The organism is Polaromonas sp. CG_23.6 (assembly GCF_029892315.1).
In the GTDB taxonomy this organism is placed as follows: Bacteria; Pseudomonadota; Gammaproteobacteria; order Burkholderiales; family Burkholderiaceae_C; genus Polaromonas.
The window spans coordinates 2,238,844-2,253,388 of record NZ_JARXUY010000001.1 but is presented as its reverse complement, the minus strand read 5'-3'; the positions used below and the strand labels follow the sequence as shown (position 1 = coordinate 2,253,388).

Below are 14,545 nucleotides of genomic sequence, written 5' to 3'. Positions count from 1 at the left end.
AAACATAACGAATAAAAACTTAGTTCTTTATTCGAAAAAAATCTTTAGACTTTTAAACACCCCGAAAGAACTCTCTACATGGCACGTCTCGTTAACTGCATCAAGCTCGGCAAGGAAGCCGAAGGGCTGGACTTTCCACCGTATCCCGGCCCGCTGGGCAAGCGCATTTATGAAGAAGTCAGCAAGCCGGCCTGGGCGGACTGGATGAAGCAGCAAACCATGCTGGTCAATGAAAACCGACTCAACCTGGCCGATGCGCGCGCGCGCCAATACCTGGCGCGGCAGATGGAAAAGCATTTCTTCGGCGATGGCGCCGATGCGGTGCAGGGCTACGTTCCGCCGACGCCGCCCGGCGCCTGAGCGCGGCCAATGGCGGAGCGCATTGAATGGCTGGAAGACGGCGCGGCAGGCGTCAGCCCCTACAGCCCGCGCTTTGGCGACCACTACTGCAGCGAGAGCGGCGGGCTGGAACAGGCGCGCGAGGTTTTCCTCAAGGGCTGCGGCCTGCCAGGCGCCTGGCAAGCCCAGCCGCAATGGTGCGTCCTGGAAACCGGCTTTGGCCTTGGGCTCAATTTTCTCGTCACCTGGGCCGCGTGGAAGGCTGACCCGCAACGCCCGCGCCTGCTGCACTTTGTCTCAATAGAGTCTTTTCCAGCCAGCGCTGGCGACGTGCTGCGCAGCGCCTTGACGCATCCCGAACTGATTCCGTTCGCGCAAGCTTTGAAAGAGCAACTCTGGGGCCTGCTGCCCGGCGTGCACCGGCTGGTCTTCGAGAGTGGGCAGGTGCTGCTCACCCTGTGCATCGGCGACGCCAAGGCAATGCTGCGCGAATCCGCATTCGAAGCCGATTCGGTGTACCTCGACGGCTTCAGCCCGCAGCGCAACCCTGACATCTGGGATATGCATACCTTCAAGGCCGTGGCGCGCTGTTGCCGCCGCGGCACGCGCATGGCCACCTGGACGATTGCGCGCAGTGTGCGCGATGCCCTGACGCAGGCTGGCTTCATCGTTCGCAAAGTTCCCGGTACTCCCCCGAAACGCGACACCCTACAGGGGGAATACAACCCGGTTTGGGAACCCAAAAAGACCCGGCCCGCGCTGGCGCGCACGCAAGCGGCACGCTGCATCGTCATCGGCGCGGGACTGGCCGGCGCGGCCGTCGCGGCCAGCCTGGCGCGACGCGGCTGGCAGGTCACGGTGCTGGACGCCGCCGACGCGCCTGCGACCGGGGCATCGGGTTTGCTGGCCGGCGTGCTGGCGCCGCATGTTTCGCCCGACGACAGCCTGCTGTCACGCCTGTCGCGCGACGGCATCAGAGCCATGCTGCAACAAGCAAAAAGCCTGCTCGAAAATGGCCGCGACTGGCGCCCAAGCGGCGTGCTGGAGCGCTGCGTGGAACATTCGCGCCAGTTGCCCGCCGCGTGGCAACACGGACAGGCGCTGGCCGATGCCGCGCGCGACTGGACGCAGCCGGCCACGCCGGCACAGCTCGCCGCAGCCGGCCTGCCCCCCGAAACCCCGGCCTTGTGGCATGCGCAGGGCGGCTGGATCAAGCCGGCGCGGCTGGTCGCGGCCTGGCTGGCCACGCCGGGCGTCACCTGGCGCGGCAACGCGGCCGTCAGCCAGCTGGTGCGGCATGCCGGCGCATGGCAGGCGCTTGACGATGCAGGACATCTGCTCGCACAGGCCGGGCTCGTGGTGCTGGCAGCCGGCCCCGGCACGCGTGCGCTGGCCGAAAGCGCCGCGCTGGAACATTCACTGGCGCTGCAACCGATTCGCGGACAGGCCAGCTGGGCGTTACATGCGCCAGAAGACACCGCTGGCCAGGCCAGTCGGGCCAGGGCGATGCCGCCATTTCCGGTCAATGGTCATGGCAGCCTGGTGCCCGCCGTGCCGCTGGCGGGCGGGCTGGCCTGGGTCGCCGGCTCAAGCTTCGAACGCGACAGCACCAGCACCCGGCTGCGGCCTGCCGACGATCACCAAAATTTCAGCAAGCTGCAAACCCTGCTGCCCGCCGCCGCTCAGGCGCTGGCGCCGCAGTTTGACAGCGGCCAGGTGCAAGGCTGGGCCGGCATTCGCTGCGCCACGCCCAGCCGCCTGCCCTCGCTGGGAGCGCTCGAAGGTGTGCCGGACGCGTGGGTCTGCAGCGGCATGGGCTCGCGCGGGTTGACCTTCGCGGCCCTGTGCGGCGAGTTGCTGGCCGCCCGGCTGCATGGCGAGCCGCTGCCGCTGGAGCAGCGCCAGGCCGATGCCCTGCTGCCGCAGTACGTGACCCGCTAATCTTTATAAAAAGTGCTGTTTGCGCACAACCGGTGAACACAAGCAGCTATTGATTCAATAGCAGGCATCATTTCATCGCATCAGCCGGCCGGCGCGCCTTCACATACGCGTCGCTCGGCAAGTACGCCTTGCCGTCGGCATAGCGCCAATTTGTCATCGTGCCTTTGCCGCCACGCAGGTCAAGCTTGCCGACGTAGGCGCCCATGGTCGATTGGTGGTCGATGGCGCGAAACTCGGCCGGGCCGAACGGGGTGCTGAATTTCAGGCCGCGCAGCGCGACGACCAGCTTTTCGTTATCGGTCGAATTGGCCTTCTTGATGCCGGCAAAAATGGCCTGCATGGTCGAATAGCCGACGACCGAGCCAACCTTCGGGTATTCATTGAAGCGGCGGTAGTAGTTGGCGGCAAAACTCGCGTGCTCGCGCGAGTCGATCTGGTCCCAGGGATAGCCGGTGACAATCCAGCCCCTGGGCGTTTCGTCTTTCAGCACGTCGAGGTATTCGGGCTCCCCCGACAGCAGAGACACCACCGGCACCTTGGGGAAAATACCGCGCTGGTTGCCTTCGCGCACCAGCTTGGCCAGGTCGGCGCCAAAAGTCACATTGAAAATCGCGTCAGGCTTGCTTTGCATGGTGGCTTGCAGGGCGGTGCCGGCGTCCAGCTTGCCCAGCGCCGGCCACTGTTCGCCGACAAACTCCACATCGGGCCGCTTTGCCTTGAGCAATTCCTTGAAGCTGGCGACGGCGCTCTGGCCATATTCGTAGTTGGGCGCAATCGTCGCCCAGCGCCTGGCGGGCATCTTGGCCGCTTCCTCGACCAGCATGGCGGCCTGCATATAGGTGCTGGGGCGCAGGCGGAAGGTGTAGCGGTTGCCCTTGTCCCAGACGATGGCGTCGGTCAACGGCTCGCTGGCGATGTACACGCGCTTGTTTTTCTGCGCGTGGTCGCTCAGTGCCAGTCCAACGTTGGACAAATAGCCGCCGGCCAGGACATCGACCTTTTCGCGCGCGGTGAGTTCGATGGCGTGGCGCAGTGCTTCCTCGGGCTTGCCGGCGTCGTCGCGGGCAATCACCTCGACCTTGCGGCCCAGCAGGCCACCGGCGGCGTTTATTTCCTCGACCGCCAGTTGCCAGCCCTGGCGGTAAGGCAGGGTGAACTGCGGAATGGTCGAGTAGCTGTTGATTTCGCCAATCTTGATAGGCTGGTCAGACGCTGAATGTGCACAAAGGGCTGTGGCCAACAACACACCGCCCAGCAAGGCAGGTTTCATGAATGTCAAGATTTTCTCCAGAAGTAAAGCGATCGGGTGGTCGTATGGAGGCCATGCAGCAGAGCGGCCGCCATGCAAGCCCGTGACTGTACAGCGGACAAGTCAACCTGCACGCAACTGCAACATTAGGCGATGCGATGCGACTTGGGTATCGAACAGCAGAAAACCATACCCAGGCCGCATGCAGACGGGTGAATAAGCTTATTCGCATAAACGAACAACAAAACTGTTGTTTGGTTTTATAAGCGCCGCCATTACATTTTTGTCCTTATGCATGATTTCGCTTTTATCTTCGCCGGATTTTTCGTTGGGACCGTGGTGGGCCTGACGGGTGTGGGCGGCGGTTCGCTGATGACGCCGCTTCTGATCTTCGTGTTCGGCGTCAAGCCGCACCTGGCGATTGGCACCGACTTGCTGTTTGCCGCCTTCACCAAGATGGGCGGCACGGTAAGCCTGGCGCGCGCCCGGGTCGTGGACTGGCGCATCGTCGGGCAGACGGCGCTGGGCAGCATTCCGGCCTCGTTGGTGACCCTGTATTTTCTGCAGCGCCTGGGCCCTGCCAATCCGGCGACGCAGACGCTGATGACCACGACTTTGGGCTTGGCGCTGATGCTGACCGCCGCCTCCACCTTTTACAAGGTCGTTCGCGGCAAGTCGTCGCCCATTCGCGTTACGCCTGAACAACTGGCGCAGGCCACGCGTGCGCGCCACTGGAGTTTCCCTGTGCTGTTTGGCGCGGTGATTGGCGTGTTGGTGACGCTGACGTCAGTGGGCGCCGGCGCCATTGGCGTGATCGTGCTGATGCTGCTTTACCCTGCCCTGCCGTTGCCGCGCATTGTCGCCGCTGACATCGCGCATGCCGTGCCGCTGACGCTGGTGGCGGGCCTGGGCCATGCGGCCATTGGCTCGGTCGACTGGCTGCTGCTGGCCAAACTGCTGGCCGGCTCGCTGCCCGGCATTTTGCTGGGCACGTATTTGATGCGCAAGACGCCTGACCGGGTGATTCGCTCACTCTTGTCGGTGCTGCTGGCCTATGCCGGCGCCAAGCTGATTTCGTTGTAATTCAAGCCATAACGACAAACCCTCTTTTTTAAATAATTTTTAGACTGCTGATCTCCATGTACCAATACACCGAATTTGACCGCCAGTTTGTAAAAGCACGTGCCGACCAGTTCCGCGATCAGCTGACCCGCTGGCAGGCGGGCTCACTGGCCGAAGACGAATTCAAGCCGCTGCGCCTGCAAAACGGCTGGTATGTGCAACGCTACGCACCCATGCTGCGCGTGGCCGTGCCTTATGGCGAACTGTCCAGCCGGCAAATGCGCGTGCTGGCCAAAATCGCCCGCGAATACGACCAGCCCGACGCCGCCCTGCTGGCCGATGCTCAAGCCATGCAGGACAAGCTGGGCGCCGTGCCTTTGAGCAACGGCCTGTCGGTGCACACCAAGCTGACCAAGGGCTATGCCCACTTCACCACCCGCACCAACGTGCAGTACAACTGGATACCGCTGAGCGACGCAGCCGACGTGATGGACCTGCTGGCCAGCGTGGACATGCACGGCATCCAGACCAGCGGCAACTGCATCCGCAACATCACCAGCGACGCGCTGGCCGGCATTGCACCCGACGAGATCGCCGATCCGCGACCGTTTGCAGAAATCATGCGCCAGTGGAGCACGCTGCACCCGGAGTTCGCCTTCTTGCCGCGCAAGTTCAAGATCGCATTGAACGGCGCCCTTGAAGACCGCGCCGCCATCGGCTGGTACGACGTCGGCCTGCAACTGCTGCGCAACGAGGCCGGCGATCTCGGCTTCAAGGTGCTGGTCGGCGGCGGCATGGGCCGCACGCCAGTGATTGGCAGCGTGATTCGCGAATTCCTGCCGTGGAACCAGGTCATGAATTACATCGAGGCGGTGATCCGCGTCTACAACCGCTACGGCCGTCGAGACAATGCATGGAAAGCGCGTATCAAGATCCTGGTGAAGGCTGAAGGCCAGCGCTATATCGACCAGGTCGAGGCCGAGTTCAAGCAAATCGTCGAGCAAGACGGCGCGCCGCACCTCATCACCCAGGCCGAGTTTGACCGCGTGTCCGCCTGCTTCGTCCCGCCTGTTGTTGTCCAGCGCGAGCGCACAGTGGACGAACAGGCCCAGCACGAAGCATTGCGTACGCAAGCACAGGGCAATACCGAATACGCCCGCTGGCTGCAACGCAATGTCAGGGCGCACCAAAACCCCGCGCTGCGCGCCGTTTCGCTGTCCTTCAAACGGCTCGGCCAAGCCCCCGGCGACGCCACAGGCGAACAGATGGACATCGCTGCCGATCTGGCCGACCGCTTCAGCGCCAGCGAATTGCGCGTCACGCACGAGCAAAACCTGTTGCTGCCGTGGGTGCATGCCGACGACCTGCCCGAGTTGTGGCAAGCAGCTAAAGCGGCCGGTCTGGCCCGCCCCAACATCGGCCTGCTGACCGACATGATCACCTGCCCTGGCGGCGATTTTTGTTCGCTGGCCAATGCGCGCTCGATTCCGATCGCCGAAGCCATCACCGAGCGCTACCAGGACCTGGACGAACTGCATGACCTGGGCGAGATCGACCTGCACATCAGCGGCTGCATCAACTCCTGCGGCCACCACCACAGCGGCCATATCGGCATCCTGGGCGTGGACAAGGATGGCAAGGAGTGGTACCAGGTGTCGCTGGGCGGCGCAGATGGCTCGCTGCTGTCCGGCCCGGCCATGCCAGGCAAGACCGTCGGCCCGTCGTTTTCAGCCGCCGAGGTGCCCGATGTGGTGGAAGCGCTGATTGACACCTATGTAGCGCAGCGCAACGGCCGTGAAACCTTCATCGACACGCTGCGCCGCGTGGGTCCTGACGCTTTCAAGCTGGCCGCCAATGCAACGCGCGTCAGCACCAAACGCAGTGAAAGCGCCGAAAGCGCTACCGCCTGAACCCCTTGTTGATATTCATACCGAACCTTGAAACCGGAGAAACACCATGAAATTGATAGCATCCAACGACGACTCGATAAGCGCCAGCGGCCAAAATACTATTGAAATGGCGAATGACGCTGATCCAAGTGAAGTTTCCCTGGAGGGGGTAGAGCGCGTGCAGTTGCACTTTCCCAAATTCAGCGACGGCCGCGCGTTCAGCCAGGCGTTTTTGCTGCGCCGCCGACTCGGCTTTCAAGGCCAGATTTTTGCCACCGGCGACGTGCTGGTCGACCAGCTGGCGCAAATGAAGCGCAGCGGCTTTGACGTGGCCGTGCTGCGCGCCGACCAGCCCCTGGACGTGGCGCAGCGCGTGCTGGCCGCCTACCCCGGCTACGGTGTGGGCAAGTACCAGGGCGACGCGGTCGACACCCGCCCCCATTTCGTCAACACCTCGCCAGTGACTGCACTGGCCGCTTAAGGAGACCGTACATGAGTGCCATTTCGCTCTACGCACGACCTTCGCCCGACCTGGCACAAAAAATCGCGCACAGCCTGGCGCTGCTCGAATCAAGCGCCATCAAATATTCGCCGCTGACCCAGGCCTCCAGCCTCGGCGCCGAAGACATGGTGGTGACGCACCTGATGTACGAGGCCGACCTGTGCGCCGGCATGTTCGTGCTAGACACCGAAATGCTGCACGTAGAAACCATGGCCCTCATTGACCGCATCGAGGCACGCTACCAGCGCCGCGTCAGTGTGTACCGTCCCGACCCAGAGGCGGCGGCAGCCTTTGTGCAGGCCAACGGCGACGAAGCCATGTACCGGAGCCTGGCACTGCGCAAGGAGTGCTGCGACATCCGCAAGATGGAGCCGCTGGCGCGCGCACTGGACGGCAAGAAGGGCTGGATCACCGGCCTGCGCCGCGAGCAGTCCAGCGCCCGGGCCGAAGTGCCCTACGTCGAGCACCAGGCGGGCCGCGCGAAGATCAACCCGCTGGCCGACTGGACGCTGGGCGATGTCTGGCATTACATCTCGGTCAATGCCATTCCCTACAACCCGCTGCACGACCAGTTCTACCCCAGCATCGGCTGTGCGCCCTGCACCCGCGCCGTGACGCTGGGTGAAGATATCCGCTCTGGCCGCTGGTGGTGGGAAAACGAAAGCGCCAAGGAATGCGGCCTGCACGTCGCTGCCGACGGCACCCACGAAGCACAGGAACCCGCCGCGTTCGAACCGCTTTCCAGCATCATCCCTATCCGAGAAATACCCGCATGAACGCCCGACTGGAAATCAACCCCATCAGCCATGAACCCGACTTGCTGGCCAAGCTCAGCAATTCACACCTCGACGCGCTGGAGGAAGAAACCATCTTCATCCTGCGCGAAGTCGCCGCCGCCTTCGAGCGCCCGACGCTGCTGTTTTCGGGAGGCAAGGATTCGCTGGTGATGCTGAAATGTGCCGAAAAAGCGTTTGGCATCGGCCGCCTTCCGTTTCCGCTCCTGATGATCGACACCGGCCACAACTTTCCGGAAGTGATTGATTTCCGCGACATGCGCGCGAAGGAACTGGGCGCCAAGCTGATTGTGCGCCATCTCGATGATTCGATGAAGCGCGGCACCGTGCGCCTGGCGCATGCCGACGAGCCGCGCAATGCGCACCAGTCGGTCACGCTGCTGGAGGCGATTGACGAATTCCGCTTTGATGCGCTGATCGGCGGCGCCCGTCGTGATGAAGAAAAAGCCCGTGCCAAGGAGCGCATCTTTTCGCATCGCGACAGCTTCGGCCAGTGGCAGCCCAAGGCACAGCGGCCCGAGTTGTGGACGCTGTTCAACACCCGGCTGCAGCCCGGCGAGCATTTCCGCGTGTTCCCGATCTCCAACTGGACCGAACTGGACGTGTGGCAGTACATCGAGCGCGAACACATCGCACTGCCCTCTCTCTACTACGCGCACCAGCGCCAGATCGTCGAGCGCAAGGGCCTGCTGGTGCCCGTCACCGAGCTGACCCCGGCCCGCGCAGGCGAAGAGGTGGTTGAAAAGACCGTGCGTTTCCGCACCCTGGGCGACATCACCTGCACCTGCCCGGTGGACAGCCTGGCCGCCACCGCTGCTGAAATCGTGATCGAGACGCTGGCCGCCGATGTCAGCGAACGCGGCGCCACGCGCATGGACGACAAAACATCCGACGCTTCGATGGAAAAGCGCAAGAAAGACGGGTACTTCTGATGACTACTATTGATTTGATAGCTGACGGCGAACAGCCAGTAAGCGCAACAGGCCGAAATGATCTGAAATCGGCGCTGAAGTTCATTACCTGCGGCTCTGTCGATGACGGCAAAAGCACCTTGATTGGCCGACTGCTGGTGGACAGCAAGGCGGTGCTGCAAGACCATCTGGCGGGCGTACAGCGCGCCGGCGAAACCGACCTGGCGCTGCTCACCGACGGCCTGTCGGCCGAACGTGAGCAAGGCATCACGATCGACGTCGCCTACCGCTACTTCGCCACTGAAAGCCGGAAGTTCATCATAGGCGATGCGCCCGGCCACGAACAGTACACCCGTAACATGGTCACCGCCGCTTCCAGCGCCGACGCGGCCGTGGTGCTGGTCGATGCCACCAAGCTCGACTGGAAAAATCCGGCCATGGAACTGCTGCAGCAAACCCGCCGCCATTCGCTGCTGGTCAACCTGCTGCGCGTGCCGTCCATCGTGTTCGCGGTGAACAAGCTTGATGCGGTGGAAGACGCCACTTTGGCCTTCAACAATATCAGCACCGCGCTGGCCGCTTTTGCCGAGGCTGCAAAAATCCCGGTCCGCGCGACAGTTCCGGTGTCGGCGCTCAAGGGCTTAAACGTAGTCGATGGCAAACCCGGCTGGTGCGGCTATGAAGGCCTCTCGCTGCTGGCATTGCTGGAGCAGCTGCCCTCTACACCCGCAGATACCACTGAAGCTCTGGCGTTTCCGGTGCAATGGGTTGAAAAGTTTTCTGCCTCGGCCGACACCTCGCAGGGTCGGCGCATTTTCTGGGGCCGCGTGGCCACTGGCAGCCTGCAAGCTGGCCAGAGCGTGACCATCCTGCCAAGCGGGCAAACCGCCATCGTCGCGCAGGTGCTGGGCCACACCCGCCAGCCCCAATCAGTCATGGCCGGACACAGCGCCGGCATTGTGCTCGACCGCGAGGTGGATGTGTCGCGCGGCGACTGGCTGCTGGCGCCCGATACTTTCACGCCCTCGCGCGAGGTGTCGGTCACCATGGCCTGGATGGACGACGAGCCGTTGGTAGCCGGCCGAGTGTATTGGGCATTACAGGGTCACCGCTGGGTCAAGGCCAAGGTCAAACGCATCGTGCACAAGCTCGACGTCAACACACTGGCCGAAGAAGACGCCAGAGAACTCCCGCCCAACGCCATTGGCCATGTCGAACTGACTTTTCAAGAGCCGCTCGTCACGCTGCCTTATTTGCGCTCGCGCGTTTTGGGCTCTCTGGTGCTGGTCGATACCGCCTCGCACAAGACATCCGGCGCTGCGCTGGTTCTGTAAACTCACGCTTTTTTTCATCCTTCCCAGACCCGTTTTTTACATCGTCCGAAATACTTCAAATCTTGACGCATCACTTGGGGAATCCGTTGGTTTCCACAGGTATGCGTTGGGTCAAGTGAATGCGTCGGGCATTGCCTTAAAATTCAGGGTTTCCACCGACAAGCCCATAACACCATGACCCACGTCGTTTCCGACCCCTGCATCCGCTGCAAATACACCGATTGCGTGGACGTTTGCCCCGTGGACTGTTTCCGCGAAGGCCCGAACATGCTGGTGATTGATCCGGACGAATGCATCGACTGCGCAGTGTGCATTCCGGAATGCCCGGTCAACGCCATCTATGCCGAGGAAGACCTGCCGTCCGACCAATTGCATTTCATCAAGATCAATGCCGACCTGACCAGTGCGCCCGGCTGGAAAAGCATCACCAAGCGCAAGGAAGCCTTGCCAGACGCCGACGATTGGAAAGACAAGACCGGCAAACTGCCCGAACTGGTGCGCTGACCGTTTTCACTGACATGGGTACTGCCGACGCCGGGCTCGCTCCAGAGCTTTCACACAATTCAAGCCAAGAAATTATGGAACCACAACTGAACCAAGAAGTGATCAACACCGCAGCCCAGCACGACGGCCCCATCGAAACCGATGCCGTCATCGTGGGTGCAGGCCCCGTTGGGTTGTTCCAGGTGTTTGAACTCGGCCTGCTGGAAATCAAGGCCCATGTCATCGACTCCCTTGCCTACCCCGGCGGCCAGCCGATCGAGTTGTACCCTGACAAGCCGATCTACGACATTCCGGCCATTCCGGTCTGCACCGGCAAGGAACTGACCGACAACCTGATGAAACAGATCGAGCCCTTCGGACCGACCTTTCACCTGGGCCAGGAAGTCAGTGCGGTGGAAAAGCAGGAAGACGGCCGTTTTTTCGTTGAAACTTCCAAAGGCACGAAATTTCTGACCAAGACCATCTTCATCGCCGCTGGCGTGGGCGCTTTTCAGCCCAAGCTGCTGCGGGTTGAGGGCCTGGAAAAATTCGACAACAGCCAGTTGTTCTACCGTGTCAAGAACCCGGCCGACTTTGCAGGAAAAAACCTGGTGATCATCGGCGGCGGAGATTCCGCGCTCGACTGGGCATTGAACTTTGTTGCGGAAGGCCCGAACAAGGCCGAGAGCGTTATCCTGATTCACCGCCGCGACGGCTTCAAGGCAGCGCCAGCGAACGTTGCCAAGATGAAGGAGCTGTGCGATGCCTACGAGATGCAATTCATCGTTGGCCAGGTCACCGGGTACGACGAAAAAGACGGCAAGCTGACTGCGGCCAAGGTAACAGGATCCGATGGCATCACGCGTGTGGTGCCGCTGGATGTCTTGCTGGTGTTTTTTGGCCTGAGCCCCAAGCTGGGCCCAATTGCCCTGTGGGGCCTGGACATCGAGCGCAAGCAACTCAAGGTGGACACCGAGAAATTTTCAACCAACATTCCAGGAATTTTTGCAGTGGGTGACATCAACACCTACCCTGGCAAGAAAAAGCTGATCCTGAGCGGGTTCCATGAGTGCGCACTGGCTGCATTCGGCGCCGCGCCCATCATTTTTCCGGACAAGAAAATTCATTTGCAGTACACCACCACCAGCCCTAAATTGCACAAGGTGCTGGGTGTGGAGTCGCCGGTTTTCGACTGACAGGCGTTGCACCATTTATGTTAAAGCCCGTCTTGTGCGGGCTTTTTTCATGGCTGACCGGCATGTCCTCGACCATGCTGCACAAGCATTTGGACGGAAAATTCTTCTACAATTCTCGCTGTGTTTGAAAAAGCACTTTCGCTGGGGGTGTTACCGGGTCTTGCCAAGGGTGAGCACGGAGACTGAGAAAGTCCCTTTGAACCTGACTGAGGTAATCCTCGCGCAGGGAAGCATGCTTCAGGCATCCGCCGTTCTGCCGGTGCGTCTGGCAAGCCGCTCTGCCATTGATGAACGGTATTGCCGATGGCCTTCACTTCTTTTCCATCACCGGGCGGCAACACTGCGCTGACGCCTTTGCCTGCGGGCGAACGACTGTTCGGCTGGCGCGACCATGCGGCACTCTGGCTGAGCCTGGGTGTGGGCCTGCTGGTCATGCAGATCGGCGCCTACCTCGTGCCCGCACTGGGAACCCAGGCCGCGCTGATGGTGATCGTTTTTGGTTCGGTGCTGGGCGCAGGCCTGCTGGCCTGGACGGCCAAGATCGGCTGCGACAGTGGCTTGTCCAGCGCCGGCCTGATGCATGCCACTTATGGCAGCAGCTTTGCGCGCCTGCCAGTATTGCTCAACATTGTGCAGCTCATCGGCTGGACCACGTTTGAGTTGGTCGTAATGCGTGACGGTACCGTGGCCATTGCACGGCAATCAGGCGGTTTCAGCGCGAGCTTGTGGCCGGTGCTGGCAACAATCCTTTGGGGTGCTGTGCTGCTGGCGCTGCTGTCGGGATCAATGGTCAAGCTGGTACGCAAGTTCATTGGCCGTTACGGCTTGCCGCTGATTTTTGCGTCGCTGGTGTGGTTGAGCTGGCAATTCCTGTCCAAGGCCAGTGCGCAGGGCTTGTCCGAAATATGGAATCGGACCGGCAATGGCAGCATGAGCAGCCTGTCCGCACTGGACCTGGTGATCGCCATGCCGGTGTCCTGGTTGCCACTGGTTGCTGACTTTGCGCGCCATGGCCGCAATGGCAACAGTGCGCTGCGTGGCACTTGGCTGGGTTATGCCGTGGCCAATATGTGGTGTTATTCACTGGGCTTGCTGGTGGCGTTGACAACGCCCAGCACTGATCTGGTGGCGGCCTTGCTGCTCGCGCAGGGTGGATTGATTGCACTCGGGTTGATTTTGATCGACGAGGTGGACAATGCCTATGGGGACGTTTATTCGGGCTCGGTTGCTGGCCACAGCCTGCAGCCACGCTGGAGCGTTCGACGCTGGGGCATGTCCCTTGCGATAGTTTGTACGGCGCTCGCGCTGGTGCTGCCGATCCACAGCCTGGAGCCGTTTTTATTGATGCTCAGTTCGGTATTTGTTCCACTCTACGGTGTGATCTTGGCGCGACTGGCAGGCCAGCCAAACGTGGTGCAGCTGATGACACAACGCAAAGTCGACACCAGCGCCGTGGTCATCTGGTTGCTGGGAGTGGCCTGCTACCACCTGTTTGCACAATTTTCTCCTCAATGGGGATCGGCCTTGCCCACACTGGTACTGACTTTTGTGCTGGCGTGGTTGACACGCAGTTTGTTGAACAGGCCAGAGGTCAGCGTAGCGGCTTAAGGCGCATGATCAGCGGTGCATGGCTGTGGTTCAGCGGCCCGCTACCGGCGCCAGTACGCACTGTCGCGCTGGCTTCAAGCGCGGCGCGCACGTAGCATCGTGCCGCCTCTACGGCGTCCAGCAAGCCTGCGCCCAGCGCCAAGTGGGCAGCAACGGCGGAAGACAGGGTGCAGCCGGTGCCGTGGGTATTGGCGGTGTGGATGCGCGGCGCACGCATCCAGTGCGCCGCACTGTTTTTCACTAAAAACAGATCACACACCTGATTACCAGCCAAATGGCCGCCCTTGAGCAAGACAGCCTGTGCGCCCATCGCCATCAACTCGTGTGCGGCAGCTTCCATATCGCCCTCGTGATGCAAAGGACGCCCCACCAGCAGGGACGCCTCGTCCAGGTTGGGCGTGACCAGCATCGCACGCGGAAATAATTCGCGCACCAACAGGTCAATGGCCGGATTGTCAATCAGCACGGCGCCGCTCGTGGCGATCATCACGGGATCAAGCACCACGTTTTGCAAGCCATGGCGGTCAATCGCATCGGCCACGGTCTGCACAATCTCGGGCGTATGGAGCATGCCGATCTTCACCGCATGGGCGCCGATATCCTCCATCACCGCATCAATCTGGTCACGAAGCATCTCTGGCGGCACCCCATGAATAGCCCGTACCCCTTGCGTATTTTGGGCTGTCAATGCGGTGATGGCGGTCATGCCAAAACAACCCAAAGCCGCAAAGGTTTTAAGGTCGGCCTGGATACCGGCACCGCCGCCACTGTCCGACCCAGCAATTGCGAGAACGCGTAAAAATTCGAAATTTCGGGGAGATTGGATTTTTTTTTCAGTCATAGCTTTTTTTAATGCACTTTCAATTCATCGTCAAACACAAACACAATGAATTGGACTGACATACCTGACGCTTACTGATACGGACAAGACCTGAAATTTGCCTAACATCGCAACATAAAGCCCAACCGGCTGAGTTTTTTGTCTTCTGGTGTTTGACCACATAGTGCCTACACGTTACAAAAAGCTGTTTTGTTGCCTAGATGAGAAATTGGATGCGAAAATTAAAAAGCCCCGGCTACCATCTAAGTAACGTCGGGGCTTTTGCCTTTAAGGCTAATAATTGGCTCCTCAACCTGGGCTCGAACCAGGGACCTACGGATTAACAGTCCGGCGCTCTACCAACTGAGCTATTGAGGAATCTAGCCTCAAATTATAGCGTTAAATTTCGGGGCTTTT

At 61.0% G+C, this 14,545-nt stretch carries 13 protein-coding genes, 1 tRNA gene and 1 riboswitch; of the genes, 11 read left to right on the top strand and 3 right to left on the bottom strand.

Annotated elements, in window-relative coordinates; genetic code table 11:
- Positions 1 to 78 precede the first annotated feature (78 nt).
- Both H4V98_RS10605 and mnmC read left to right on the top strand, forming a co-directional pair.
- Complete coding sequence (locus H4V98_RS10605) at positions 79 to 360, top strand: oxidative damage protection protein (RefSeq protein WP_196863275.1); 282 nt, start codon at positions 79 to 81, stop codon at positions 358 to 360.
- A 9-nt stretch (positions 361 to 369) separates the two neighbouring features.
- Complete coding sequence (gene mnmC, locus H4V98_RS10600; RefSeq protein ID WP_280757493.1) at positions 370 to 2,280, top strand: FAD-dependent 5-carboxymethylaminomethyl-2-thiouridine(34) oxidoreductase MnmC; 1,911 nt, start codon at positions 370 to 372, stop codon at positions 2,278 to 2,280.
- Positions 2,281 to 2,347: 67 nt separating this feature from the next.
- Here mnmC and H4V98_RS10595 read toward each other — a convergent pair whose 3' ends face one another.
- Entirely contained in the window at positions 2,348 to 3,550 is a 1,203-nt protein-coding gene (locus H4V98_RS10595; RefSeq protein ID WP_280757852.1) for an ABC transporter substrate-binding protein, read from the bottom strand.
- A 270-nt stretch (positions 3,551 to 3,820) separates the two neighbouring features.
- Here H4V98_RS10595 and H4V98_RS10590 point away from each other — a divergent pair, with 270 nt between their 5' ends.
- The 9 genes from H4V98_RS10590 (at position 3,821) to H4V98_RS10550 (ending at position 13,308) form a co-directional block, all read left to right on the top strand.
- Positions 3,821 to 4,612, top strand: a complete 792-nt coding sequence (locus H4V98_RS10590; protein WP_280757492.1) for a sulfite exporter TauE/SafE family protein — start codon at positions 3,821 to 3,823, stop codon at positions 4,610 to 4,612.
- A gap of 56 nt (positions 4,613 to 4,668) precedes the next feature.
- The gene (locus H4V98_RS10585) at positions 4,669 to 6,501 is read left to right on the top strand and encodes a nitrite/sulfite reductase (protein ID WP_196863278.1); all 1,833 of its coding nucleotides are present in this window, start codon (positions 4,669 to 4,671) and stop codon (positions 6,499 to 6,501) included.
- A gap of 46 nt (positions 6,502 to 6,547) precedes the next feature.
- Entirely contained in the window at positions 6,548 to 6,961 is a 414-nt protein-coding gene (locus H4V98_RS10580; protein ID WP_196863279.1) for a DUF934 domain-containing protein, read from the top strand.
- Between the two features lie 11 nt (positions 6,962 to 6,972).
- The gene (locus H4V98_RS10575) at positions 6,973 to 7,758 is read left to right on the top strand and encodes a phosphoadenylyl-sulfate reductase (RefSeq protein ID WP_196863280.1); all 786 of its coding nucleotides are present in this window, start codon (positions 6,973 to 6,975) and stop codon (positions 7,756 to 7,758) included.
- Positions 7,755 to 8,708, top strand: a complete 954-nt coding sequence (gene cysD / locus H4V98_RS10570) for a sulfate adenylyltransferase subunit CysD (RefSeq protein ID WP_196863281.1) — start codon at positions 7,755 to 7,757, stop codon at positions 8,706 to 8,708. Before H4V98_RS10575 ends, cysD begins: the two co-directional genes overlap by 4 nt.
- Entirely contained in the window at positions 8,708 to 10,021 is a 1,314-nt protein-coding gene (locus tag H4V98_RS10565; RefSeq protein WP_196863282.1) for a GTP-binding protein, read from the top strand. Before cysD ends, H4V98_RS10565 begins: the two co-directional genes overlap by 1 nt.
- A gap of 174 nt (positions 10,022 to 10,195) precedes the next feature.
- Entirely contained in the window at positions 10,196 to 10,525 is a 330-nt protein-coding gene (gene fdxA / locus H4V98_RS10560) for a ferredoxin FdxA (protein ID WP_196863283.1), read from the top strand.
- 74 nt (positions 10,526 to 10,599) lie between these two features.
- On the top strand, positions 10,600 to 11,700 hold the full coding sequence (locus H4V98_RS10555) for an NAD(P)/FAD-dependent oxidoreductase (protein WP_196863284.1): 1,101 nt from the start codon (positions 10,600 to 10,602) through the stop codon (positions 11,698 to 11,700).
- 133 nt (positions 11,701 to 11,833) lie between these two features.
- Positions 11,834 to 11,946: riboswitch (TPP riboswitch) on the top strand.
- A 57-nt stretch (positions 11,947 to 12,003) separates the two neighbouring features.
- Positions 12,004 to 13,308, top strand: a complete 1,305-nt coding sequence (locus H4V98_RS10550) for a cytosine permease (protein ID WP_196863285.1) — start codon at positions 12,004 to 12,006, stop codon at positions 13,306 to 13,308.
- Here the strand turns inward: H4V98_RS10550 and thiD are convergent.
- Positions 13,292 to 14,149 (bottom strand): bifunctional hydroxymethylpyrimidine kinase/phosphomethylpyrimidine kinase, encoded by an 858-nt coding sequence (thiD, locus tag H4V98_RS10545; protein WP_196863286.1) that lies wholly within the window; start codon positions 14,147 to 14,149, stop codon positions 13,292 to 13,294. The two genes, H4V98_RS10550 and thiD, sit on opposite strands and share 17 nt — an antisense overlap.
- 281 nt (positions 14,150 to 14,430) lie before the next feature.
- Positions 14,431 to 14,506 (bottom strand) — tRNA-Asn (locus H4V98_RS10540).
- Positions 14,507 to 14,545: the final 39 nt, after the last annotated feature.